Origin of the sequence: Actinoplanes sp. URMC 104, assembly GCF_051386375.1 — a bacterium.
Classification (GTDB): Bacteria; Actinomycetota; Actinomycetes; order Mycobacteriales; family Micromonosporaceae; genus Actinoplanes.
Window position 1 is genome coordinate 338,408 of the sequence record NZ_JBPQTO010000004.1, and the last position, 22,940, is coordinate 361,347.

Annotated in this window: 18 protein-coding genes; 9 read left to right on the top strand and 9 right to left on the bottom strand. The window is 72.7% G+C overall.

Features of this window, described 5'->3' with window-relative positions; all coding sequences use genetic code 11:
• Window positions 1–29: 29 nt before the first annotated feature.
• Window positions 30–3,344 carry a BTAD domain-containing putative transcriptional regulator gene (locus ACSNN8_RS15355; protein WP_436649859.1) on the bottom strand — a complete coding sequence of 1,105 codons (3,315 nt, stop codon included), beginning with the start codon at window positions 3,342–3,344 and terminating at the stop codon, window positions 30–32.
• Window positions 3,345–3,568: 224 nt separating this feature from the next.
• On the opposite strand from ACSNN8_RS15355, the gene ACSNN8_RS15360 reads away from it, so the two are divergent.
• A complete protein-coding gene (locus ACSNN8_RS15360) occupies window positions 3,569–4,192 on the top strand; it encodes a LuxR C-terminal-related transcriptional regulator (RefSeq protein ID WP_436649860.1) in 624 nt (207 codons plus the stop codon).
• A gap of 15 nt (window positions 4,193–4,207) precedes the next feature.
• Window positions 4,208–5,242, top strand: a complete 1,035-nt coding sequence (locus ACSNN8_RS15365) for a S66 family peptidase (protein WP_436649861.1) — start codon at window positions 4,208–4,210, stop codon at window positions 5,240–5,242.
• Here the strand turns inward: ACSNN8_RS15365 and ACSNN8_RS15370 are convergent.
• Together ACSNN8_RS15370 and ACSNN8_RS15375 are read right to left on the bottom strand one after the other, a co-directional pair.
• Window positions 5,226–6,701, bottom strand: a complete 1,476-nt coding sequence (locus tag ACSNN8_RS15370) for a DHA2 family efflux MFS transporter permease subunit (protein WP_436649862.1) — start codon at window positions 6,699–6,701, stop codon at window positions 5,226–5,228. The two genes, ACSNN8_RS15365 and ACSNN8_RS15370, sit on opposite strands and share 17 nt — an antisense overlap.
• 27 nt (window positions 6,702–6,728) lie before the next feature.
• Window positions 6,729–7,202, bottom strand: a complete 474-nt coding sequence (locus ACSNN8_RS15375; RefSeq protein ID WP_436649863.1) for a response regulator transcription factor — start codon at window positions 7,200–7,202, stop codon at window positions 6,729–6,731.
• A gap of 1,570 nt (window positions 7,203–8,772) precedes the next feature.
• On the opposite strand from ACSNN8_RS15375, the gene ACSNN8_RS15380 reads away from it, so the two are divergent.
• Entirely contained in the window at window positions 8,773–9,786 is a 1,014-nt protein-coding gene (locus ACSNN8_RS15380; RefSeq protein WP_436650732.1) for an NADPH:quinone reductase, read from the top strand.
• Here ACSNN8_RS15380 and ACSNN8_RS15385 read toward each other — a convergent pair.
• Genes ACSNN8_RS15385 through pseB form a run of 6 tightly spaced genes read right to left on the bottom strand, consistent with a single transcriptional unit; the run spans window position 9,764 to window position 15,969 of the window.
• Window positions 9,764–10,777, bottom strand: coding sequence for a PseG/SpsG family protein (locus ACSNN8_RS15385; RefSeq protein ID WP_436649864.1), 1,014 nt, complete (start codon window positions 10,775–10,777; stop codon window positions 9,764–9,766). The two genes, ACSNN8_RS15380 and ACSNN8_RS15385, sit on opposite strands and share 23 nt — an antisense overlap.
• Before the next feature lie 2 nt (window positions 10,778–10,779).
• Complete coding sequence (locus tag ACSNN8_RS15390; RefSeq protein WP_436649865.1) at window positions 10,780–11,505, bottom strand: cytidylyltransferase domain-containing protein; 726 nt, start codon at window positions 11,503–11,505, stop codon at window positions 10,780–10,782.
• A complete protein-coding gene (locus tag ACSNN8_RS15395) occupies window positions 11,502–13,010 on the bottom strand; it encodes a hypothetical protein (protein ID WP_436649866.1) in 1,509 nt (502 codons plus the stop codon). Before ACSNN8_RS15395 ends, ACSNN8_RS15390 begins: the two co-directional genes overlap by 4 nt.
• Window positions 13,007–13,867 (bottom strand): hypothetical protein, encoded by an 861-nt coding sequence (locus ACSNN8_RS15400; protein ID WP_436649867.1) that lies wholly within the window; start codon window positions 13,865–13,867, stop codon window positions 13,007–13,009. The genes ACSNN8_RS15395 and ACSNN8_RS15400 overlap by 4 nt, the downstream gene beginning before the upstream one ends.
• A gap of 3 nt (window positions 13,868–13,870) precedes the next feature.
• Complete coding sequence (locus ACSNN8_RS15405) at window positions 13,871–14,989, bottom strand: DegT/DnrJ/EryC1/StrS family aminotransferase (RefSeq protein WP_436649868.1); 1,119 nt, start codon at window positions 14,987–14,989, stop codon at window positions 13,871–13,873.
• Window positions 14,989–15,969: a UDP-N-acetylglucosamine 4,6-dehydratase (inverting) gene (gene pseB, locus ACSNN8_RS15410; protein ID WP_436649869.1), complete on the bottom strand. Its 981-nt coding sequence runs from the start codon at window positions 15,967–15,969 to the stop codon at window positions 14,989–14,991. Before pseB ends, ACSNN8_RS15405 begins: the two co-directional genes overlap by 1 nt.
• Window positions 15,970–16,160: 191 nt before the next feature.
• On the opposite strand from pseB, the gene ACSNN8_RS15415 reads away from it, so the two are divergent.
• Genes ACSNN8_RS15415 through ACSNN8_RS15440 form a run of 6 tightly spaced genes read left to right on the top strand, consistent with a single transcriptional unit; the run spans window position 16,161 to window position 22,925 of the window.
• Window positions 16,161–16,406: an acyl carrier protein gene (locus tag ACSNN8_RS15415; protein ID WP_436649870.1), complete on the top strand. Its 246-nt coding sequence runs from the start codon at window positions 16,161–16,163 to the stop codon at window positions 16,404–16,406.
• On the top strand, window positions 16,399–17,136 hold the full coding sequence (locus ACSNN8_RS15420; RefSeq protein WP_436649871.1) for an SDR family NAD(P)-dependent oxidoreductase: 738 nt from the start codon (window positions 16,399–16,401) through the stop codon (window positions 17,134–17,136). Before ACSNN8_RS15415 ends, ACSNN8_RS15420 begins: the two co-directional genes overlap by 8 nt.
• Window positions 17,133–18,359, top strand: coding sequence for an AMP-binding protein (locus ACSNN8_RS15425; RefSeq protein WP_436649872.1), 1,227 nt, complete (start codon window positions 17,133–17,135; stop codon window positions 18,357–18,359). The genes ACSNN8_RS15420 and ACSNN8_RS15425 overlap by 4 nt, the downstream gene beginning before the upstream one ends.
• The gene (locus ACSNN8_RS15430; RefSeq protein ID WP_436649873.1) at window positions 18,356–19,393 is read left to right on the top strand and encodes an acyl-protein synthetase; all 1,038 of its coding nucleotides are present in this window, start codon (window positions 18,356–18,358) and stop codon (window positions 19,391–19,393) included. The genes ACSNN8_RS15425 and ACSNN8_RS15430 overlap by 4 nt, the downstream gene beginning before the upstream one ends.
• A complete protein-coding gene (locus tag ACSNN8_RS15435) occupies window positions 19,390–20,583 on the top strand; it encodes an acyl-CoA reductase (RefSeq protein WP_436649874.1) in 1,194 nt (397 codons plus the stop codon). The genes ACSNN8_RS15430 and ACSNN8_RS15435 overlap by 4 nt, the downstream gene beginning before the upstream one ends.
• Entirely contained in the window at window positions 20,580–22,925 is a 2,346-nt protein-coding gene (locus ACSNN8_RS15440) for a hypothetical protein (protein WP_436649875.1), read from the top strand. The genes ACSNN8_RS15435 and ACSNN8_RS15440 overlap by 4 nt, the downstream gene beginning before the upstream one ends.
• Window positions 22,926–22,940 lie beyond the last annotated feature (15 nt).

Here is a 22,940-nt window from a genome sequence, read left to right on the forward strand (position 1 = left end):
GCAAGATCCTTGCAACGCTGTGAACAGGATCAAAACACAGATGTCGATGTGCGCGCGACGTCCCAGCGCGCAGACATCGAAGCGAACAGACGCCGCGCTTCCTCGGGCCGCTCGCCGCTGAGCACGGCCGCGTCCTCGAGCGCCGAGGCCAGCTCGAACACCCGGCCGACCTTGCGGTAGTGCGCCGCCGCGGCCAGCGCGGGGGCGGGATCGCCGAGCAGAAGCGCCTGGCAGCGCAGGCTGGCCGCGTACGCGCGGGCCGGGCGCACCTCGCGCGCGGCCTCGGCGGCACAGATGGCGGCGGCCCGTTCGGCGACCTCGGGACTGTGATTGCGCTGCGCGAGCCGCAGCACCTCCGGCAGCCACTGGTGGCGCAGCATCATCGGCGCGTACGCCGGTTGCAGCAGCGGGCCGAGCGTCTCCAGCGCCTCGGCCGGCCGGCCCTGCTGCTCGGCCGCCAGCGCCCGCGCCACCAGCAGGAAGTCGCAGTTCTCGCGCTCCGCCTCGCTGGCCGGCACGGCGTCGGCGGCGCCCAGGTGGGCCGCGGCCAGGTCGGGCGCGTCGCGGTGCAGGGCGATCAGCGCGGCCACCCCGTGCAGCAGCATGGTCACCGCGCCCGGCTCCCGCCGGCCGTGAAAGGTGATGCCCGGCCCGTCCTCGGTGACCGCGCCGATCTCGGCCAGCGCCTCGTCCCACCGGCCCAGCCAGTAGTCCTGCACGGCGGTCGCCACCTGCAGCCCGGCCGGCAGGCGCTGCTCGGCGGCGAACTCGGCGGCGGTGCGCAGCGTCTGCTGGGCCTCGTCGAGGCGGTCCAGGTTCTGCAGCGAGAAGATCCGGTTGTCGAGCAGGTCGAAGTACGTCGCGGCCAGCTCCGGGCGGCCGCGGACCACCTCCAGCGCCCGGTCCACGTGCTCCAGCGCGCGCTCGTGATCGCGGCGGATCGAGCTGGTCAGCCAGATCGTCTGCAGGGCGAACGCCGTCTCGTACGTGCGGCCCGCCGCCACCGCCTCGTCGTGCACGACCCGGGCCCGCCGCTCGGCCGCGTCGAGGTCCTCGAGGTCGCCGCGGTGGAAGTTGGCGAGCAGCACCCGGTGCCGCGAGCGCCAGATCGCCGGCACCCGCTCGTCGTCCACGGCGTCGCGCAGCATCGCCTCCGCCTCGGCCGTCTCGCCCCGCCGGTGCCGCATGGTCGCCAGCAGGTGGCGCATCTCGGCCCGGGCGCCCGGGTCCGTCGCGAGGCTCATCGCCTCCTCGGCCTGGTTCATCGGCGTGCGGCCCTGGCGGAACTCCAGACGCACCAGCGCGACCAGCAGGATCCCGCGCTCCTCGGCCGAGGGCAGACCGGTGGCGAGCGTACGGCGGATGAGGTCGCCCGCGATCTGCGGCGCCCGGCGGACCAGCGCCGTGTGCTGGGTGACCAGCCAGTTCAGCACCCACGCGTCCACGTGCGGCGCGGACGCGTTGAGCTGCTCGGCGACCCGGGTCAGCGGGCTCCCGCAGGCGGCCAGCACCTCGGCCGCGTGCCGGTGCAGGCCCGCGCGCAACGCCGGCGGCACGCTCGCGACCAGCGCCTGGCGCAGGAACGGGTGCCGGAAGGCCAGGTCGGTGCCGCTGTCGACGAGCACGGCCGCGGCCAGCGCCTCCTCGAGCGCGCCGACCAGGTCGAGCGCCGAGCGCCCGGTGACCGCCACGACCTCGCTCACCGAGAACTCCGAGCCCAGCAGCGCGGCCAGCCGCAGCACCTCGCGGGTCTCGGGCGAGAGCACGTCGAGAGCCGCGTGCACCGCGTCGAGCAGCGTCTGCGGCGGGTCGACGGTCACCTCGGGCCCGATGTCGGCGCGGCCCTCGCTGATCTCGACCGCGTCGCGTTGCCGCAGCGCCTCGACCAGCTCGCGGGCGAACAGCGGGTTGCCGCCGGACCGGGCGGCCAGCGTGCGCAGGTTGTCGCCCGGCGGCGCGCCGACCAGCGCGGTCACCATCCGGTCCAGCTCGGCCGGGGCGAGCGGCCCCAGGTCGAGCGGCATCCGCTGCCGGGCGCGGACCTTGCGGCGCAGGTCGGCCTGGTGCGCGTCCGGCCGGCCCGCGGCCACCAGCAGCAGCGGCAGCTTCGTGACCAGCCCGAGCAGGCGTTCCCAGACCCGTACGGTCGCGCTGTCCGCCCACTGCATGTCGTCGACGACCAGCACCAGCGGGGACGTGCTGCACGCGGACCGCACCGCCGCCACGATCTGGTCGTCGGCGGGCTCCTCCACCGGGCTCCGCGGCCGCCGCGACGCCGTCTCGAGCCCCAGCGCCCGGGAGAGCACCTGCAGCGGCACGCGCGAGCCGAGCTGGTCGGCGGCGCCCCAGGCCACGCGGCATCCGAAGCGCGCCGCGTCGGCGAACGCGTGGGTGAGCAGCTCGGTCTTGCCGATCCCCGGCTCACCCGAGATCCAGACGGCGCCCCCGGTGCCCGCCGCGAGCGTCCGCACCAGCCCCCGCAGATGATCAATCTCGGCCACCCGGCCCACCCACGACCGGGCGCCGAGGCCGTCGCGCAGCGCCTTGGCGATCGGCGTGGGCACCACCGTGCGGAACGGCTCGCCGCCCGGCCGCGGGGCGGTGCGGTCGGCCGACCCGGACAGCAGGTGCCGGTGCAGCGAGCGCAGCTCCGGGCCCGGCTCGATGCCCAGCTCGGCGACGAGCGTGCGGCGGGCGGTGCGGAAGGCCTCGAGCGCCTCGCCGTGCCGGCCGGCCTGGTGCAGCGCCCGCATCAGCAGCTCGTGCAGGGGCTCGTGCAGCGGGTTGTCGCGGACCAGCGCGGTGAGCTCGGCGATCAGCCCGTCGTCGCCGCCGGCCTCGAGGCGCAGCCGGGCGCGCTGCTCCGCCGCGGCGAGCCGCAGCTCCGCGAGCCGCTGCCGGTCGAGCTCGAGAAAGGGCCCGGCCAGCCCGGCGTACGCGTCCCCGCGCCACAGCGCCAGCGCCTCGTCGAGCCGGGCGACGGCCCCGGTCGCGTCCCCGGCGGCGAGCAGCTCGGCCGCGGCCGCCCGCAGCCGCTGGAACTGCGCGGAGTCGAGGCAGGCCGGGTCGGCGCGCAGCACGTAGCCGCCCGAGCCGGTGCCCAGGTGGGCCGGCTCGAGCACCCGGCGCAAACCCGAGACGTACGTGTAGACGCTGCCCACGGCCGTGGCCGGCGGGGAGTCACCCCAGATCGCGGTGATCAGCTCGTCGCGCCCGACCACCCGGCCCGCGTGCGCGGCCAGCACGGCGAACACCGCCCGCTGCCGCGCGGGGCCCAGCTCGAGCTCGGTCTCGCCCCGCCAGGCACGCACCGGCCCGAGCACGCTGACGCGTACATTCGCCACGTGTCCTCCCGGGTCGGTACCAGTCAACTTCAAGGGAGACGGGCCGGGTGTCAATGGATAACACAAACCGCACGGACGGGCACTGTTGCGCCGTCGTCCTTCCGCGCGGGGCCGGGGCTCTGCTGAACTGGTTCATCGGACATACGGGCCCGATGAAGGATCCGTGAAGGTTCCGTGAAGGCTTGTTTCCGACACTGCTTCCCTGACCTGATGGGGAGGCAGCCATGGAACAGATCCGGGTCGCTGTGCAGGCGACGGACCCGCTCAGCCACGCCGGTCTCGCCGCGTTGCTCCAGTTCCGCGGCGACCTCACGCTGGTGCGCAACGCCCAGCGCGCCGAGGCCGACGTGCTCGTGGTGGCCGCCGAGCGGCTGAGCACCGAGGTGGTGGCCACCCTGCGCCGCGCCGGCTCCGAGACCACCGCCCCGGTCGTGCTGGTGGTCTCCGAGATCGACGAGAGCGACCTGCTGACCGCCGTGGAGTGCCGGGTGGTCGCGATCCTGCCGCGCGGAGCCGTCTCGGCCGACCGGCTCGCGCACAGCGTGAAGGCCGCGGCGTGCGGCGGCGGGGTGCTGCCGCCCAACCTGGTCGGCGAGCTGCTCAAGCACGTCGAGCGGATGCAGCGCGACGTGCTCACCCCCAACGGGCTGAACGCCTCCGGCCTGACCCCGCGCGAGATCGACGTGCTGCGGCTGATGGCCGACGGCTTCGACACCAACGAGATCGCCGGCAAACTGTGCTACTCCGAGCGCACGGTCAAGAACGTCATCTACGGCGTCACCCACCGGCTCAAGCTGCGCAACCGCTCCCACGCGGTCGCTTATGCGCTTCGCGCCGGGATGATCTGAGAGTTGGATGGGGCCATGGACGCCCCTCGCAAAGTCAAGCCCGGCGATCGCGTCGCCGTCGTGTCGCCCTCGTGGGCCGGCCCCGGGGTCTTCCTGGCGGTCCACGAACAGGCCCTCCGCCGCATCCGGGCCGAGCTGGGGCTCGAACCGGTGGAGCTCCCGACCACCCGTACGCCCGGCTCGTCCCCGGCCGAGCGGGCCGCCGACCTGATGGCCGCGTACGCCGACCCCGCGATCCGCGCCGTCTTCGCGAGCATCGGCGGCGACGACGAGATCACCGTGCTGCCGCATCTCGACCCGGCGCCGTTCCGCGCGGACCCCAAGCCGTTCTTCGGCTACTCCGACAACACCAACCTGCTCAACTGGCTGTGGATGCACGGCGTGGCCGGCTACCACGGCGGCTCGACGATGGTGCACCTCGCCCGCGGCGGCGGCATCGACGCCGAGCACCTCAGGTCGCTGCGGGCGGCGCTGTTCGAGACCGTCGACCTGCCGATCACCCCCGTCGAGCGGTTCGGCGACGAGGAGCTGAGCTGGGAGGACCCGGCGTCGCTGACCTCGCCCGCGCCCACCGTGCCGAGCCCCGGCTGGGTCTGGCACCGGCCCGACCGGGTGGTGAGCGGGCCGACCTGGGGCGGCAACCTCGAGATCCTGCACTGGAACCTGGCCGCCTCGCGGTGGATCCTGCCGCCGGCGAGCTACGCCGGGTCGATTCTGCTGCTGGAGACCTCCGAGGAGCTGCCGCCTGCCGACGAGGTCTTCCGGATGCTGCGCAACGCCGGTGAGCGCGGGCTGCTCGAGCAGTTCCCGGCGGTGCTGGTGGCCACGGCCAAGGCGAGCAACCTGGGGCACCGGCCCGCGCAGGAGGAGCGGGCGAGGTATCGCGACGACCAGCGGGAGGCGGTGCTGCGGGCGCTGGCCGCCTACAACCCCTCGGCAATGGCCGTGTTCGGGATCGATTTCGGACACACCGCGCCGCAGTGGATTCTGCCGTACGGCGGTCGCATGACCGTGGACGGGCCGAACCGCACGGTCACCGCGCACTACTAGCGGCGTGGACCGGCGGGGCGCACGGGTCGCAGAACGACCGGGCCGGCGGGTGCGCGGGCAGGCGGTGCGGGACGAGCAGCCAGGCCAGCACGGCGCCCACGACCATCAGCCCGGCGCAGATCGTCATGGTGTTGCGATAGACCGGGTGCAGCTGGGCGGCGTCGGTCAGGCTGCCGCTGCCCAGACCGGCCGCCAGCGGCAGGACAGCGACCGCGAGCAGGCCGGCGGCACGCGCGACGGCGTTGTTCACCCCCGACGCGATTCCCGCGTACGCGTCCTCCAGCGCGCCGAGAGCCGTGGCCGTCAGCGGCGCCACCAACGTCGACAGGCCCAGCCCGAAGATCAGCACCGCGGGCAGCACGTCGGCCCAGTACGAGGCGCCCGCGCCGATGCGCGACATCATGGCCAGCGCCACGGCGCAGATCAGCGGGCCCACGGTCATCGGGATGCGCGGCCCGATCCGCTGGGAGAGCCCGCCCGCGCGCGACGACAGCAGCAGCATCATCGCGGTCGTCGGCAGCAGCGCCGTGCCCGCGGCCAGCGGCGAGAAGCCGGACACGACCTGCAGGTTGACCACGAACAGGAAGAACACCCCGCCGTTCGCCGCGTACACCAGGAAGGTGACCAGGTTGGCGCCGCTGAACGCCGCGTTGCGGAAGATGCGCACGGGCAGCATCGGGTGCGGCGAGCGCCGTTCGGCGAGCACGAAGGCGACCATGGCCGCGGCGCCCACCGCGAGCGAGGCGAGCACGACCGGGTCGCCCGGGCCGTGCTCCGGCCAGGCCGTGAAGCCGTACGTGAGCCCGGCCAGCCCCACCGCGCCGAGCAGCACCCCGGTGACGTCGAGCGAACGGGCCGCCGCCGGGTTGCGCGACTCGGGCACGTGCCGCGCGGCGACGAGCACGACCGCGACGGCGAGCGGCACGTTGATCAGGAAGATGTAGCGCCAGCTGCCGATCTCGACGAGCCAGCCGCCGAGGAACGGGCCCAGCGCGCCGCCGATGCCGCCCAGCCCCGACCAAGCGCCGATCGCCCGGCCGCGGTCCTCCGGCGCGAACGACGCCTCCAGGATCGCGAGCGCGCCCGGGGTGAGCAGGGCCCCGCCCACGCCCTGCAGGATGCGGGCGGCGACGAGCAGCTCGACGGTCGGCGCCAGCCCGCACAGCAGCGAGGCAGTCGCGAACCACGAGACACCCAGCACGAAGATCCGCTTGCGGCCGTAGCGGTCACCCAGCGACCCGCCCAGCAGCACCAGCGCGGCCAGGCTCAGCGCGTACCCGTTGACGGTCCACTGAAGGCCGGCGGCGTCCGAGCCGAGGTCCCGGCCGATCTCCGGCAGCGCGATGGTGACGACCGTGGAGTCGATGAAGGCGAGGCTCGAGCCCAGCACGGTGGCGAGCAGCACCCACCGGCCCGCGGCCGAGCGGTAGCGGAGCGGCTCGCCGATCGTCAGGTCCATGCGGCGAACCCTATTACCGCAGAGCGGTCAGGCGCTTCGGCGTACCGGCTCGAGGTGCGGCGTGCGTCCGATCGCCCCGCGGGCGGCGAGCAAGGCGGCGTTCGCGACCTGCGCCGCCCGGCGGCTTGCTCCGTGCCTGCGCACCAGCAGGTTGCCCACCCGGGCGCCCAGCTCGGTGCGGTGGAACGGCTTGGTCAGGTAGTCGTCCGCCCCGGCGTGCAGCCCGGCGAGGATCCGCTGGTCGTCGACGTGCGCGCTGATCAGCATGATCGGCAGGATCTCGGTGGCGGGCTCGGCGCGCAGCCGGCGGCACAGCTCGATGCCGTCCATCCCCGGCATGCGCACATCCAGCAGCGCCGCGTCGATCCCCCCGCCCAGCAACGCCTCCAACGCCTCCCCGGCGCCCGCCACCGGCACGACCTCGTAGCCGGCCCGCTTGAGCCCGAACGCCATGAGGTCCCGGTGGTCGACATCATCGTCGGCGACAAGCACGGTCGGCATGCAAACCTCCAGGGACGCCGGCAGCAACCACTCTGCTCTTCGGTGCGCTCGCCCATTCGCTGAGCCGTTTCCCTCCCACTCCCGAAAGCCCCGCCGGCGTCGCCCTGTCGCCCGTCCGGAGGGGCCGATATCCGTCCGCTTCGGGTCCGAGTGCGCGGCTCGCCCGAGCGCGCGCCCCGCCCGGGTGCGTGGCCCGCCCGGGTGCGTGGCTCGTCCGCGTGCGTGGCTCGTCCGCGTGCGTGGCTCGTCCGGGTGCGCGGCCCGCCCGAGCGCGCGCCCCGCCCGAGCGCGCGCCCCGCCCGAGCCCGCGCCCCGCCCGAGCGCGCGGCCCCGGTCCAGCGCTGCCCCGGGTCGAATGAGGCCGGGGTTCGGGTGGGGCTCGGGGTTGGGTGGGGCTTGAAGTCGGGTCGGGCTCGAAGACGGGTGAGGCTGGGGCCGGGTGCGGCCTAGGGTCGAGCGCAGCTTGGGCCGGGCAGGGCTTAGGCCGGGCGGGGCTTGGGCCGGGCGGGGCTTGGGTCGGGTGCGGCCTGGGGCCGAGCGCGGCTCCGGGCTGAGCGCAGCTCCGGTCGAGAGCGGCCTCGAGTCGAGCGCCGCTCGAAGTCGAGTGCGGCCCGGGTGGAGCGTGGTCCCGGGTCGAGCGCGGTTTCGGACGAGCGCGGCTTCGGTACGAGCGCAGCTTCGGTCGAGTGCGGCCGCGAGTCGAGCGCGGCTCCAAGTCGAGCGCGGCTCCAAGTCGAGTGCGACCCCGGGTGAAGCAGGGTCTCGGGTCGAGCGCGGCTTCGGACGAGCGCGACCCTCATCGCGAGCGGGCCGCCTTGGGGGAATGCGGCGTCTGCGCCCCGCTGCCGTCGGTCTCTTGCCGTCGACGAAGCAGCTCCTCCGCGGGCCGGATCGTCGCAGCGGCGGATCGGCATGCCGTCGACCCGGTACTGGCGAGCCCCTCCGTCTCACGCCTGTCACCGGTGTCCGCACCCGGTCGGCGGCGCGGCGCAAGGAGCGTGGACAGAGAACGTGATTCGTCCGGAAGAGCGAGCCGCGGCGATGCCGACGCACCGCGGCACTGATCGGGTCGCCAGGCGGGCGATCGACCGAGCGGGGCTCGCGTCCGGTATCGCGCGAGTGGCCGTGCTGATGCTCGGGGGCTCGGCGTTGGGCGGAGTGATCGACTCGCGGGGAGGGGTTCGGCGTTGGGCAGGGATGGTTGCTCTGTTGGCCGAGGTGCTCGGCGTTAGGGCCGAGGTGCTCGGCGTTGGGTAGGTGGTTGCTCTGCTGGCGTCGGCGTCGGGCAGACGGTCGTTCAGGTGCCGGAGGCCGGTTGGGTGGTTGGCGGGTGGTGGTCTGGGGTTCGGCGGCTGGTTGGGCGGTCGGCGGGTGGTGGTCCGGGGTTCGGCGGCTGGTGGGGCGGTTGGCAGGTGGTGGTCCAGGGTTCGGCGGCCGGTTGGGCGGTTGGCAGGTGGTCGTCCCGCGAGTCGAGGTCGGCGATTCGGTGACTGTGCCGGGCGCAGGTCACGGTCGTCGTGGTCACCGAGAGCGGCGCATGGCGGCTGTGGAAACTAGGGTGGCAGGCATGATGCGTGCAGCCGTGTTCACCGAGCCAGGTCCCGCGTCCGTCCTTCGGATCGCCGAGCGGGACCTGCCGCCTGCCGGGCCCGGTGAGGTCCGCGTCCGGGTCGTCCTGTCGGCCGTCAACCCCACCGACACCGGGACGCGGGCGGGCCGCGGCGTGCCGGACGGGGTCACCCCGCCGCGCGTGCCGAACCAGGACGGCGCCGGGGTGGTGGACGCGGTGGGTGACGGGGTGACGGGGCTCGAGCCGGGCGACCGGGTCTGGGTGTGGGACGCCTCCTACGCCCGCGAGAACGGCACCGCGCAGGAGTACGTCGTGCTGCCGCGCCGCCAGGTGGTGCGGATGAACGAGGACGTGCCGTTCGAGGTGGGCGCCGCGCTGGGGATTCCGGCGCTGACGGCGCACCGCTGCCTCACGCTGGCCAGCGACGGGCCCGACCGGCTCGCCCCGGGGGCGCTGGAGGGCCGCACGGTGCTGGTGGCGGGCGGCGCGGGCGCGGTCGGCAACGCCGCGATCCAGCTCGCCAAGTGGGCCGGCGCGACCGTGCTCGCCACCGTCTCGTCGAAGGAGAAGGCGGAGCTGGCCACGGCCGCGGGCGCCGACGCGGTGTTCAACTACCGCGACGAGGACGTGGCGGCGCAGATCCGGGCGTTCAGCGAGACCGGCCCCAACGTGGTCGTCGAGGTCAGCACCGACAACCTGCCGCTCGACCTCGACGTGATCGCGCCGGGCGGCAACATCGCCATCTACGTGCCGGGCAAGGTGTCGTTCGGCAGCTTCAAGGCGATGCTCAAGAACGTCAGCCTCGACTTCGTGCTGACCTACACCACCTCGGAGCAGGAGAAGGACAACGCCGTCGCGGCCGTGGCCGAGGCGGTCGACTCCGGCGCCTTCCGGGTGGGGGAGGAGGCCGGGCTGCCGATCGTCCGGTTCCCGTTCGACCGGGTCGCCGACGCCCACGAGGCCGTCGAGCAGCACGTCGTGGGCAAGGTCGTCATCGAGGTGACGGCACCCTAGCGAGCAGCGCGTCGGCCACCCGCTCCACGCCGCGGCCGTCCACCGCCGACCAGGCCCGCTGGGCCAGCTCGGTGCGGGCGGCCGCGTCGGTGAGCAGCCGGCTGAGCGTGTCGACGGCGTCCGCGCCCAGGTGGCCGAGCCGCCCGAGGCCCGCCCCGTAGCCGCGGGCGATCGTCTTCTCGTACCCCAGGATCTGGTTGTCGACGACCCAGACGAGCGCCGCCGGCAGGCCCAGGCAGAGCAGCTCCCACGTCGACGTGCCGCTCGCGCTCACCGCGAGGTCCGCGCCGGCGAGCAGCTTGGGCAGGTCGTCGGTGGGGGCGATGATGTCGAAGCGCTGTCCCTCGCCGGGCACGACGGCGTGCAGCTCGTCGCGCAGGCTCTCGTTCGCCCCGATGATCGTGGCCTCGAACGGCGCCCCGGTCTGCGCGAGCAGCACCGCGATCTCGGGAGCGGCCCGATAGGCGTCCGTGCCGCCGAAGAAGGCGACGACCTTGGGCGTACGGGTGGAGGTGTGCACCGGCGGCTCGAGCGGCCGCAGCTGGCGCACCGAGCTGCGCAGCAGCGCGTAGTCGAGCCCGGCCAGGCCCAGCCCGTCGGCCCCGCTGATCACCGAGTCGAGGTTCTGGTCGACGTAGATGTCGGCGGTCTGCCCGCGGAAGTCGCCGTCGACGATCGCGAGCACGGGCAGCCCCGACGCGCGGACCGCCGCGGAGTGCTCCGGCGGCAGCGTGTACGAGTCGATGACCAGCGCGTCCAGGCCGAGCCGCCCGGCGGTCCCGACCAGCCCGGCCGCCTCGGCCGGCGGCTGCTCCCAGGCCAGGCCGCGCTGCGTGAGCTGCGACTCGGCCCACTCCACGCCGCCGAGGTCGGCGAGGAACCGCACGCCGACGCCGCGGGCCACCAGTTCCTCGGCCAGCGCGACGCACCGGACGAGATGCCCGACGCCGGTGCGGGCACCGGCGTCGCAGCGGATTCCGACAACCGTCACGGCTACGCCTGCACCAGGGCCTTCTGCAGGACGTGCGCGTTGAGCTCGATGAGGTCGGGCCGGCCGGCCAGCCAGTCGGCGAGCTCGCGCACCGAGATCGGCTCGTCGCCGAAGTGGCCCACGATCGCCTCGATGAGCTTCCAGTCGTCCTCGGTGTCCAGCGTCAGCCGCAGGTGCGAGAGGTCGGGCTGCATGGTCAGGCCGATCACGTCGAAGTCGTCGGCGTGCGTGTAGATGTACGACGTCACGTGGGTGCGGTGGTGCTCGGTGGCCAGCTTGTCGACGGCGCGCAGCACCGGGGTGCGCACGACCTCCACGTCGAGCCCGCGCGGCAGGGTGCGGGCGATGGACGTGGTCATGTAGTCGACCTCGGCCGCGACGAACACCCGGTGGGCGAGCCCGACCAGGTGCGGGTCGAGCAGCGGGCAGTCCGCGGTGAACCGCATGACCACGTCGCTCTCGTGCCGGTCGAGCACGCCCAGGAAGCGGGTCAGCACGTCGTCGACCGGGCCCCGGTAGCAGGGCACGCCGATCTTGGCGCACTCCTCCACGACGGCGTCGTCGGCCGGCTCGACGGTGGTCGCGACGACCAGCGTGTCGAGCACCCCGCTCTGCTGGGCGGCCCGCACGACCCGCTCGAGGACGCTGCGGCCGCCGAGCTGGCGCAGCACCTTGCCGGGCAGGCGCGAGGAGCCCATGCGGGCCTGGATGATGCCGAGGGTTGTCATTTAAGTCCTTTTCGAAGGCGGTTACGTGCCTTGCGGGCGACGCCGTACCCGAGTTTCGCCACACGAAAGCTCACGGTGCCGCTGAATAGCGCAACCTGCTTGCGAAGTTTGTGGAGTTCGGAGTCCCGCTTGTTGAGCTCGCGCTCGTACCACTGGGCGCGGGAGGTGGCGTCGGCGATCTGCCGGCGCAGGGCTCGCAGCTGCTCCTCGTGCTCGCGGCGCGAGTCGGGCAGGGGCAGCTCCTCGTCGGCCGGTACGGCCGGGACGTCGTCGGGCAGGCCGGCGGCGCCGTGCAGGATCGAGGTGAGCGTCGGCAGGTCGGTGGCGGCGGGCCAGGGGTGTGCGTAGCCCCCGCCGAGCAGCGTCTGCGCGAACCGGCGGATCACACCGGACTGCGGGGGGACGCTGGGGTCGAGCAGCGCGTAGCTGTCGTGGTGCACCACGACGTTGTCGGCGGTCGCCTCGGGCAGCGCGGCCGCCCAGCCGGTGAGCAGCCGCCGCAGCGTCGGCAGGTCGTGCCGCAGGCTCGCGGCCAGCAGCAGCTCCTCGAGCAGCCGGCCCGGGGGCAGCGGCCCCTCGAGCACGGACAGGTCGCGGCCTGGGGCCTCGCGCAGCACGCGGCGCACCCACCGGCCGTCGGAGCCCGGGGTGAGCTCGAGGACCGGGCCGTCGCCGGCGAGCACGGGCGGGAGGTGCAGCACGGCCGCGGGGCGGGGCGCCCGGTGGGCGGCCACCAGCCAGGAGGCGGCGAACTCGGGGCCCAGCCCGCCGCGCACGGCGGCCGCGGCGAGCCGGCGGGGATCGCTGAGGACGGCCTTGTCGGCGTACGCCTTACCGACCGCACCCGCGGCCACGGCGGCCAGCGCGTCGGACGGGCCGTCCTGCAGCGCGTTGGGCGTGGCGATCAGCGTCGGCGCCTCGGGCACCGGCCAGGCCGCCGCCACCCAGTCGATCGCGAGGCCCTCGGCGGCGAGCCGGTCGGCCAGCCGGGTGGGGTTGCCGGGCTTGGTGTCGAACTCGCCGAGCGGCCGCCACTCGCTGTCGTTCTGGGCCGACGTGGCGGTGGTGGGGTCGACGAGCCGGTGCACGCCCAGCTCGTTCTCGACGGCGAGCAGCAGCGTGCCGCCGGGGCGCAGCGCGCGCTTGAGCGCCTGCAGGCACTCGACCCAGTCGAGCTGCGCGTCCTCGACCGAGCACAGCCGGTCGAGGCCGTCGAGCGCGACCACGACCTCGTACTTCTCGTCGGCGGGCAGCTTGGCGAGCGAGCCGCAGAGCGTGGTGATGCCGCGGGCGTCGAGCTCGATCGCCTCGGGCTCGGAGCGCACCAGGCAGGTGACAGCGGCGCGGGCGGCGAGCGCGTCGATCAGCTCGTCGGTGTGCGGGCCGGCGATGAGCACCTCGGCGCCGGCCGGGAGCTGCCCGGCCAGGTAGCCGAAGAGCGCGCCCCCGGCGCGCGGGCGGTCCTCGGTGAAGGAGGGCATCTCACCCCCGATCATTTCGATCATGCCAGCACGGCCTCCGTCTCGGCGGGAGAGGCAGTGTAATACCCCGTCCAGCCGAGCATTGCGCGCAGCTCCGCGGGTGACGCCAGGTAACCGTCCCCCAACTCGCTCATGGCCGTGGCGCGGGCGGCCGCCAGATCGACGTGCTTGCCGTGCAGCTCTGGCCAGTTGCGCCGGATGCGGTCGGCCGTGGGCCGGTGCTCCTTGTCGAGGTGCATCGGGTCGCCGTAGACGGCGGGCTCGCAGCCGGCCGCGACGCCGTGGAACACGGCGCTGCTCAACCTGTTCGACGCCACGCGCTTGTGTTTGCGCAGCTCGACCAGTTGTTTGTCGAGGAAGTCGATGTCGGTGTCGCGCCACTGGTACCCGCGGTAGCCGTGGCAGATCACCCGGCCGTACTTCTCGTACGAGGCCCGGACGGCATCGTTGCGGAACTCGTGCCAGTAGAGACAGAACGTCACCGGGCCGCCGCGCTCGGTCTCCAGAATCTCCTCGACCTGGCGCTCGTGGTCGCCCGCGATGTGCTGGCCCTCCCACCCGTGGAACGGATACCAGATCGTGCCCTCGCGGGCCGCTTCCTCGGCCGGCGTCGGCTCGGGGCGCATGGTGAGCAGGTACAGAAACGGCGCGCCGACCACCGTGGCCTGCCGGCGTCCCATCGACCACGCCCGCCGTCTCGTCTGCTCGGAATAGACGAAGATGGGCCGGCCCGGCACATAGGGAGTGCCGGCGCCGAGCCCGTCCACCACGTTCCACCCGTGCTGCAGGTAGCCGTTGATCCGGGGCGGATGCTCCCGGTCCAGCCCGCAGTACTCGGCCAGGATGTGCGCGTGGCCGTAGAAGTGGTTGGCGTGGTGCACCCGCTAGCTCCCGAGGATCGTGCGCAGCGTCTCCACGACGCGGTCCTGGTCGGCGTCGCTGAGATCGACGAAGAGCGGCAACGATAGCTGCTCGGCGTAGAAGGTCTCGGCCACGGGGCACATGCCGCGCTTGTAGCCGAGGTCCTCGAACACCGGGTGCCAGTAGACCGGGATGTAGTTGACCTGCACGCCGATGCCGGCCTCGCGCATGCGCTCGAAGACCTCGCGGCGGCGGCCGTCGAGCACCCGGACGGGGTAGAGGTGACGCAGCGGGTCGACGCCGTCACGCTGGATCGGCAGGCGCAGCCCCGGCACGTCGGCGAGCAGCTCGTCGTAGCGCGCGGTGAGCTGCTGGCGGCGGGCCTTGAAGGCGGCCAGCCGCTTGAGCTGCGAGCTGCCCAGGGCGCAGAGCACGTCGGGCAGCCGGTAGTTCTCGCCGAACTCGTGCACCTCGTAGAACCACGGGCCCTCGTCGGGGCGGCGCAGGTCCTCGCGGACCACGCCGATCGTGCGGAAGGTGCGGGCCCGCTTGAGCAGGTCGGGCCGGATCGACGCGACCGCGCCGCCCTCGGCCGTGGTCATGTTCTTGGTCGGGAAGAACGAGAACGTCGTCAGGTCGGCGAGCGTGCCGACCGGGCGGCCGTGGACGGTCGAGCCGATCGAGTGCGCGGCGTCGCCGACCAGCACCGCGCCGACGCTCTCGGAGATCTTGCGCAGCGCGTCGTAGTCGGCCGGGTGGCCCGCGTAGTCGACCGCGCCGATCGCCTTGGTGCGCGAGGTGACGGCGGCCTCGACGGCCGCCGGGTCGATGTTGGCCGTCTCGTCCTCGATGTCGGCGAACACGATCGTGGCGCCGTGCATCGCCGCGGCGGACGCCGTCGCCACGAAGGTCATCGGCGTCGTGACGACCTCGTCACCCTTGGTGACGCCGGCCGCCGCGTACGCCGTGTGCAGCGCGGTCGTGCCGTTGGTGACGGTGACCGCGGGCGCGCCGGCGACGGCCTCGATGTCCTTCTCGAACTGCGCGACCCGGGGGCCGGTGGTCAGCCAGTCGCTGCCGAGCGCGGCGACGACCGCCTCGACGTCGGACTGGTTGATCGACTGCCGCCCGTACGGCAGCATCAGCTCTCCTCGAGGAGCTTGCGCATGTCCTCGACCGAGAGCCACAGGTCGTTGTTGTCGGAGCGGTAGTTGAAGCCGTCCGCGACCTCCTCGCCACCCTCGGGCTTCTCGTAGCCCCAGCTGGCCACGACCGGCTGCACCACGTAGCGGTCGGGGAAGCGCAGCGTCCGGCGGCTGTCGTCGGAGGCGATCATCTCCTCGTGCAGCTTCTCGCCCGGCCGCACGCCCATCTCGTGGGTCGCCGAGTTCGGCGCGACGGCCTCGACCAGGTCAAGGATCCGCATGCTCGGGATGCGCGGGACGAACAGCTCGCCGCCCTGCATGGTGTCGAACGAGTCGACGACGAACTTCACGGCCTGGGGGAGCGTGATCCAGAAGCGGGTCATGCGCTTGTCGGTGATCGGCAGGCTCTTGCCCTCGGCGGCGAGCTTGCGGAACAGCGGAACGACCGAGCCGCGGCTGCCCATAACGTTTCCGTAACGAACCACCGCGAGGCGCGTCGGGTGGGTCGCGGCGTAGTGGTTGCCGGCGATGAACAGCTTGTCGGCGACCAGCTTGGTGGCGCCGTACAGGTTGATCGGGCTCGAGGCCTTGTCGGTGCTGAGCGCGACGACCTTCTTGACGCCCTTGTCGATCGCGGCGTCGATCACGTTCTGCGAGCCGTTGATGTTGGTCTCGACGAACTCGGACGGGTTGTACTCCGCGGTGTCGACCTGCTTGAGCGCGGCGGCGTGCACCACGTAGTCGATGTTGTGCATGGCCCGCTCCAGGCGCGCCTTGTCCCGGATGTCACCCAGGAAGAAGCGCAGCCGCGAGTCGTCGCCGAACATCTGCCGGACCTCGTACTGCTTCAGCTCGTCGCGGGAGAACACGACGATGCGCTGCGGGTCGAGGTGGGTCAGGGCGTAGTCCAGAAACGCCTTGCCGAAGGACCCGGTGGCACCGGTGACCAGGATCGACGATCCGCTGAGTACAGACACTTGATTTTCTCCCGGGGGGTGGGCAGGACGCAGTACGAGGCGGAAGCATAACCACCTCACCAGCCGATTCGCGGGCCAACATCAAACGCCAACCGTAGTTCATCGGCGCTTCCGCTAGCATTAACGACCACGTTGCCGCAGGCGACGAGCTTGAAAATCCTCTGTCCACCCGCCCCCTTTGGAGTACCCCCGTGAGTGAACTGCAGAGACTGCGCGAGGCGTTCCGCACCGCCCTGGACCTTCCGGCGGACGCCCCCGTGGACGACCTGCGGTACCAGGACAACGAGAAGTGGGACTCCTTGGCCCACATGTCCCTGGTGGCGGCCATCGAGGACGAGTTCTCCGTGATGATTGACACAGACGACGTGATCAACATGTCGAGCTTCGCCGAGGCCGTCCGCATCCTCGGCAAGTACGGGGTTGACATCAATGAGTGACCGGGCGGCCCTGGTCACAGGCGCCTCCCGCGGTATCGGACGGGCTACCGCCACGCGGCTCGCCGAGCGAGGGTACGACCTCGTGCTGCACGGCCACGGCGCCGAGGCGGTCGCCGCGGTCGCCGAGGAGCTGTCCGGCAAGTACGGCGTGACCGCCGTCAGCGGGCACGGCGACATCGCCGACCCCCAGACGTCCAAGGCGCTCACCCAGCTCGCGTTTCAGACCTTCAAGCGCCTCGACGCGCTGGTGGTCAACGCCGGCACGCACGCCGCCGGCATGCTCGGGATGACCGACGACGCCACCATCCAGCGCCTGTTCGCGGTCAACGCGGCCGGCGCGGCCTACACGCTGCGCGGCGCCGCCCGGCTGCTGGCCCGGGGCAAGAACCCGGCCGTCGTGCTGGTCTCGTCGATCACCGCCTCGCGCGGGATCGCCGGCCAGGCCGTCTACGCCGCCTCCAAGGCCGCCGTCGCGGCGCTGGCCAAGTCGGCCGCCAAGGAGTTCGGGCCGCAGGGCATCAGGGTCAACGCGGTCGAGCCCGGCTTCATCGCCACCGACATGCTCGACACCCTCGACGAGAAGGGCCGCCAGGAGCGCATTGCCGACACGGCGCTGGGCCGGCTGGGTGAGGCCGACGAGGTCGCCGACGTGATCGCGTTCCTCCTCTCCGAGCAGGCCCGGTTCGTGACCGGCCAGGTGCTCGGGGTCGACGGAGGACTGACGCTGTGAACCTGCTGCACCCCGGTGCCCGCGTGATCGACGCGGTCACCGGCGAGACGCTGACCGAGCAGATGATCGAGGCAGCGGCCGCCGAGCTGGCCACCGGGGCCGGCGTGGTGTTCCTGCCGTTCGAGACGACTCTGCCCGCGATCGCCCGCTATCTGGCGGCGTTCCGGGTGGGCCGTCCGGTCGTGCTGCTCGACCCCGACGGCGACCACGCCGACCTGATCGAGCGGTTCACCACCACCGAGGTGCACCCCGACCTGGCGCTGCTGCTGACCACCAGCGGCTCGACCGGCAACCCGAAGCTGGTGCGGCTGTCCGCCGAGGCCGTGCGGGTGAACGCCGAGCAGATCGCCGAGGTTCTCGACATCACGCCGGACTCGGTCGCCATCACGACCCTGCCGCTCTTCTACTCGTACGGGATGTCGGTCCTCAACTCGTACCTGCTCAAGGGCGCGACCGTGGTGCTCGAGCGCACCGGCATCATGCAGCGCGACTTCTGGACGGCGGCGGGCGAGCACGGCGTCACGTCGATGGCGTTCGTCCCCTACCAGTACGAGATGCTCCGCCGGCTGCGCTTCGACCCGGCGAAATACCCCGCGCTGCGCACGCTCACCCAGGCGGGTGGCCGGCTGCGCACCGACCTGGTGACCGATTTCGCCCAGCGGATGGCGACGGTCGGCGGCCGGCTCTACGTGATGTACGGCCAGACCGAGGCCGCGCCCCGGATGGCCACGCTGCCGCCCGAGCGCCTCGACGAGAAGCTCGGCTCGGTCGGCCTGGCGCTGCCCGGCGGCACGTTCACGATCGAGGACGACGAGGTCGTCTACCGCGGCCCCAACGTGATGATGGGCTACGCCGAGACGGCGGCCGACCTGGCGCTCGGCGACGTGCAGGGTGGCGTGCTGCACACAGGTGATCTCGGTCGCATCGACGACGAGGGTTTCCTGTTCATCACCGGCCGCACCAAGCGCATGGGCAAGGTCTTCGGCGTCCGGATCAACCTGGATGACGTGGAGAAGAACTTCCCGGTGGCCGCCGTGGCCGGCGACGACAAGCTGCACGTGTTCGCCGAGAACATCTCGGACGACGAGGCCCGCGGGCTCCGCACCAAGATCTCCGAGTGGCTGGGGACACACTTCTCCGGCGTCGTAGTGCGTAGTGTTGACGCCCTGCCGCTGCTGCCGAACGGCAAGATCGACTATCGGGCGCTGGAGTCGTCGCTGTGAGTGTGTTCACCCTGCCTCAGGCCGCGAAGGAGGAGGTCCTTCTCAAGGAGCTCTCCGCGCTGACCGAGCACCACCGGGAAAACTGCGAGCCGTACGCGCGGATCCTGGCCGCCTCGGGCTTCCGGACCGCCTCGTCGGTCGCGGAGCTGCCCTGGCTGCCGGTGCGGCTGTTCAAGAACCTCGAGCTCAAGAGCATCCCCGACGACGAGGTCTACAAGGTCCTCACGTCGAGCGGCACCACCGGCGCCGAGGTCAGCAAGATCTACCTCGACAAGGCGGCGGCCGGCGAGCAGACCCGCAAGCTGGGCGCCACCGTGCAGACCGTGCTCGGCCCCAAGCGGCTGCCGATGATCCTGGTCGACACCAAGGCGATGCTGAAGGACCGCAAGTCGTTCAGCGCCCGCGGCGCCGGCGTGCTGGGCATGTCGAACTTCGGCCGTAATCACGTCTGGGCGCTCGACAACGAGGGCCACGTCGACGTCGAGGCGCTGCGCGGCTTCCTCGAGCAGTACGGCGACGAGCCGTTCCTGATCTTCGGCTTCACCTACCTGGTCTGGCTGCACCTCTACGAGGTGGCCCGCGACAACGGGCTCGACCTCAGCAACGGCATCCTGATCCACTCCGGCGGCTGGAAGAAGCTGATCGACCAGGCCGTCTCGCCGGAAGAGTTCCGCAACCGGCTGGCCGGCGTCGGGCTCACCAAGGTGCACAACTACTACGGCATGATCGAGCAGATCGGCACGATCTTCCTCGAGGGGCCCACCGGCGGCTCGCTGTACTGCCCCGACTTCGCCGACGTGGTGATCCGCGACCCCGAGACCTGGGCCGAGCAGCCGGTCGGCAAGCCCGGGCTCATCGAGGTCATCAGCACGCTGCCGACGTCGTACCCGGGTCACGTGCTGCTCACCGAGGACCTCGGCGTGGTGCACGGCGTCGACGACGGCGACTGGCCCGGCAAGCGTTTCTCCGTGCTGGGCCGGCTGCCGCGGGCCGAGGCGCGCGGCTGCTCCGACACCTACCGGGAGGCGGCGTGATCCAGTACCGCTTCGGCGTGGAGGGCGACCTCACCGCTCCCTCCGACGACCGGCTCACCGTCGGCGACCCCCGGGTCGTCGACTTCCTCGCCAAGCTGGCCCGCAAGCTGCTCGCGCCCGCGGTGGCGCGGCGGCACCCGGAGCTCGGCTCGCTGGGGTTCTTCCTGCGCCCGGCCGAGCTGCACCGCACGGTCGAGCACATGAGGCAGGGCGACGCGCTGGTGTTCCCGCGCGGCAACGTCTTCCACATCCCGCCGGCGAACGTCGACACGATCTTCGTGTACTCGTGGGCGCTGTCGGCGCTGGCCGGCAACCACAACGTCGTCCGCATCTCGGAACGCTCGGCCACCGCTGCCGACACGATCCTGACCGCGCTCAACGAGGTGCTCGCCGACGCCGACCCGGTGATCGCCCGCACCCAGCGCATGATCACCTACGGCCGGGACGACGCGGTCACCGCGGCGCTCAGCAAGTGGGCCGACCTGCGGGTCATCTGGGGCGGCGACTCCGCCGTCGAGGCCATCCGCAAGCACCCGCTGCGCCCCTCCGCGCGCGACCTGACCTTCCCCGACCGCACGTCGTGGGCGGCGCTGTCGGCCGACGGCTGGCGGGCGTCCGACCCGGCCAAGCGGCGGGCGGCGGTGCTCGGCTTCACCAACGACTCGTACTGGTTCGACCAGGCGGCCTGCTCCTCGCCGCGCGCCGTGTTCATCGTCGGCGAGGACGCCGACGTGAGCGACGTCCGCGAGGAGTTCGTCGAGCTGCTGCTCGAGACGGTCGACCAGCGCGGCTGGGAGATCGATGCCGCCATGGCGGTCGAGAAGCGGGTCAACGCCTACGGCATGGCCGCGACCGGCGCCGTCTCGTCGATGGAGTTCCCGGCCAACACGGTCACCGCCATGTCGCTGATCACGGTGCCGGACGCGCCGCGCCGCTGGATCGGGGCGGGCGCCTTCCCGTTCGCCCAGGTCGGCTCGCTGCTCGAGCTGGTGCCGGCGATGAACCGGCAGGACCAGACGTTCAGCCACTTCGGCTTCACGAGCGAGCAGCTGCGCGAGTTCGCGCTGGCGCTCGGCGGCCGCGGCGTCGACCGCATCGTCCCGTTCGGGTCGGCCCTCACCTTCGGTTCCATCTGGGACGGCTACGACCTCCCGCGTGAGTTCACCCGGTTGACGACGCTCGTCGAGTGACCGCCGTGCTCGAGTCCGCCGAGGCCCCGCCCGCGGCGCCGGCCCCGGCGGACTCCCGACGACCCCGCCAGGTGTACCGCTACGTGCGGTTGCCGCTCGCGATCCTGCCCTGGATCGTGCCCGCCGTGCTGTTCGTGCTCGCGCTGCTCGACACGGGCGTGCCGGGCCGGGACATCGCGCTCTACTCGCTGTACTTCGCCGTCGACATCGTGCTGCCCGGCACGCTGCTGTACCGGGCGTTGCGCGGCAGCCGCGGCAACCTGCCCGAGGACCTGGGCCTGGGCGCGGCCACCGGCATGCTGATCATGCTGGTCGGCTGGGCGCTGTGCGCGGCCACCGGCAACCAGGTGCTGCTGCCGTGGTGGCCTGCGCTGGTCGTGGTGCCGTTCCTGGCGGTGCCGAGGCTGCACCGGCACTGGCGGGTGAGCGATCCCCGCCCGCTGCCGTTGCGCTGGTCGTGGATCGTGGCCGGCGGCCTGGCGCTGCTGGTGGCCTCGCAGTACCCGGAGTGGGCCTCGACGCCGCTGCCGCCCGCCGGGGGCGTGATCTATCAGGACGTGCTCTACCACCTCGCGCTCGTGCACGAGATGACCCGCGGGATCCCGTTCCAGGTGCCGCAGGTGGCGGGCGAGACGCTGCACTACCACTACCTGTCCGACGCCGACATCGCCACCGGCAGCATGATCACCCAGATCGACCCGGCGATCGTGCTGCTGCGGCTGTGGATCGTTCCGGTGGCCGGAACCGCGATCTTCGTGCTCGCCGCGCTGACCCGCCTGCTCAGCGACCGGTGGTGGGCGGGCGCGCTCGGCGGCACGACCGCGGTGCTCGGGTTGCCGCTGCTGCTGGGCTCGGCCACGACGGCGCTGGGCGTGAGCCCGGTCAGCGCGGTCAGCCCCTCCCAGACGTACGCGATCCCGCTGCTCGGCCTGCTGGTCGTGTTCACCGTCGACGTGTTGCAGGGCCGCCGGCTGGGCTGGACGTGGCTGCTGGTCTTCCCGCTCGCCCTGGCCTGCGCCGGCGCCAAGTCGAGCGCGCTGCCGCCGTTGCTGGCCGGCCTGCTCGCGGCGTCCGTCGTCATGCTCTTCCGCCACCGCCGGCGGCTGCTGCCCACGGCCGGGTTCTTCGCCCTCACGGTCGCGGCCACGGCGCTCGGTTTCCGGCTCTTCGCGGGCGGCGGCGCCGGCACGCTGGCCTTCCAGCCGCTCGCCATCCTGTACTGGGTCACGCCCTACCGCGGCACGATCGGCTATCAGGACGTCATCGACAAGAACCAGTTCCTCCCGTACGGCGTGGAGCACGCGAGCACCGCCGGCAAGTTCTTCATCGCCTCGCTGCTCGTCTGGTGGCTGCTCATGCAGTCGCCGCGGATGCTCGCCCTCGCGGGCCTCGTCGCCCGCCCCACCCGCACCGACCCCGCCGCGTGGCTGCTGGCCGGCATGACCACGGCCGGCGCCGGCGCGACGTTCCTGCTCTGGCACCCGTCGGCCAGCCAGATCTACTTCTTCATGAGCGCGGCGCCGTTCGGCACGGTCGCGGTCGCCTGGGTGATGGCCCAGGTGGCGCGCAGCTGGCGTCCGGTGCTCGCCGGGGTGCTGGCGGGCGGCATCTGGGCGTTGATCGCCCCGCAGATGTTCCCGCCGCGCGTCGACCGGGTGGTCCGCTGGGCGCTCGTGCTGGCCGAGCCGGTGGTGCGTACGGCGATCGTGGCCGCGGGCGTGGCCGCGATCGCGCTGATCCTCCGCCGCGTCTTCACCGGCCGTACGCCCTGGCGCGCGGTCCCGGCCGGGCTGCTCGCCGCGGTCCTGGGCGCGGGGCTGGCCGGCGGCGCCCAGCGGCAGTTCAAGGAGGTGGACACCGCGCTGTCGGGCGCGCCTGCCCCCTACGTCGAGCCGGAGAAGCGCATCCTGCCCGAGGAGATGCAGGCCGCGCAGTGGCTCGACGAGAACGCCGGCAAGGACGACGTCGTCGCCACCAACGTGCATTGCCAGCCGATCGACTGGGTGTCCGGCTGCGACGCCCGGGCGTTCTGGGTGGCCGGGCTGGGCGGCCGGCGCACCGTGATCGAGAGCTGGGGATACACCGACGAGGCCGTCGCGCAGGACGGCGTCAACGGCGAGCGCTACATGCGGCAGCCGGCGCCCGACTTCGAGCGCTACATGCTCAACCAGAAGGTCTTCGCGGACGGGCTGCCGGCCGACATCGAGAAGCTGCAGCGGCTGTACGACGCGAAGTGGCTGTTCGCGGACGAGCGGGCTGCCGGTAAGGTCTCGGCGAACCTGGCCAAGGTGGCAACCCTGCGATACACCGCCGGGCCGGTCACGATTTATCAGTTGCGCTGAGCCGTACGGTGGTGG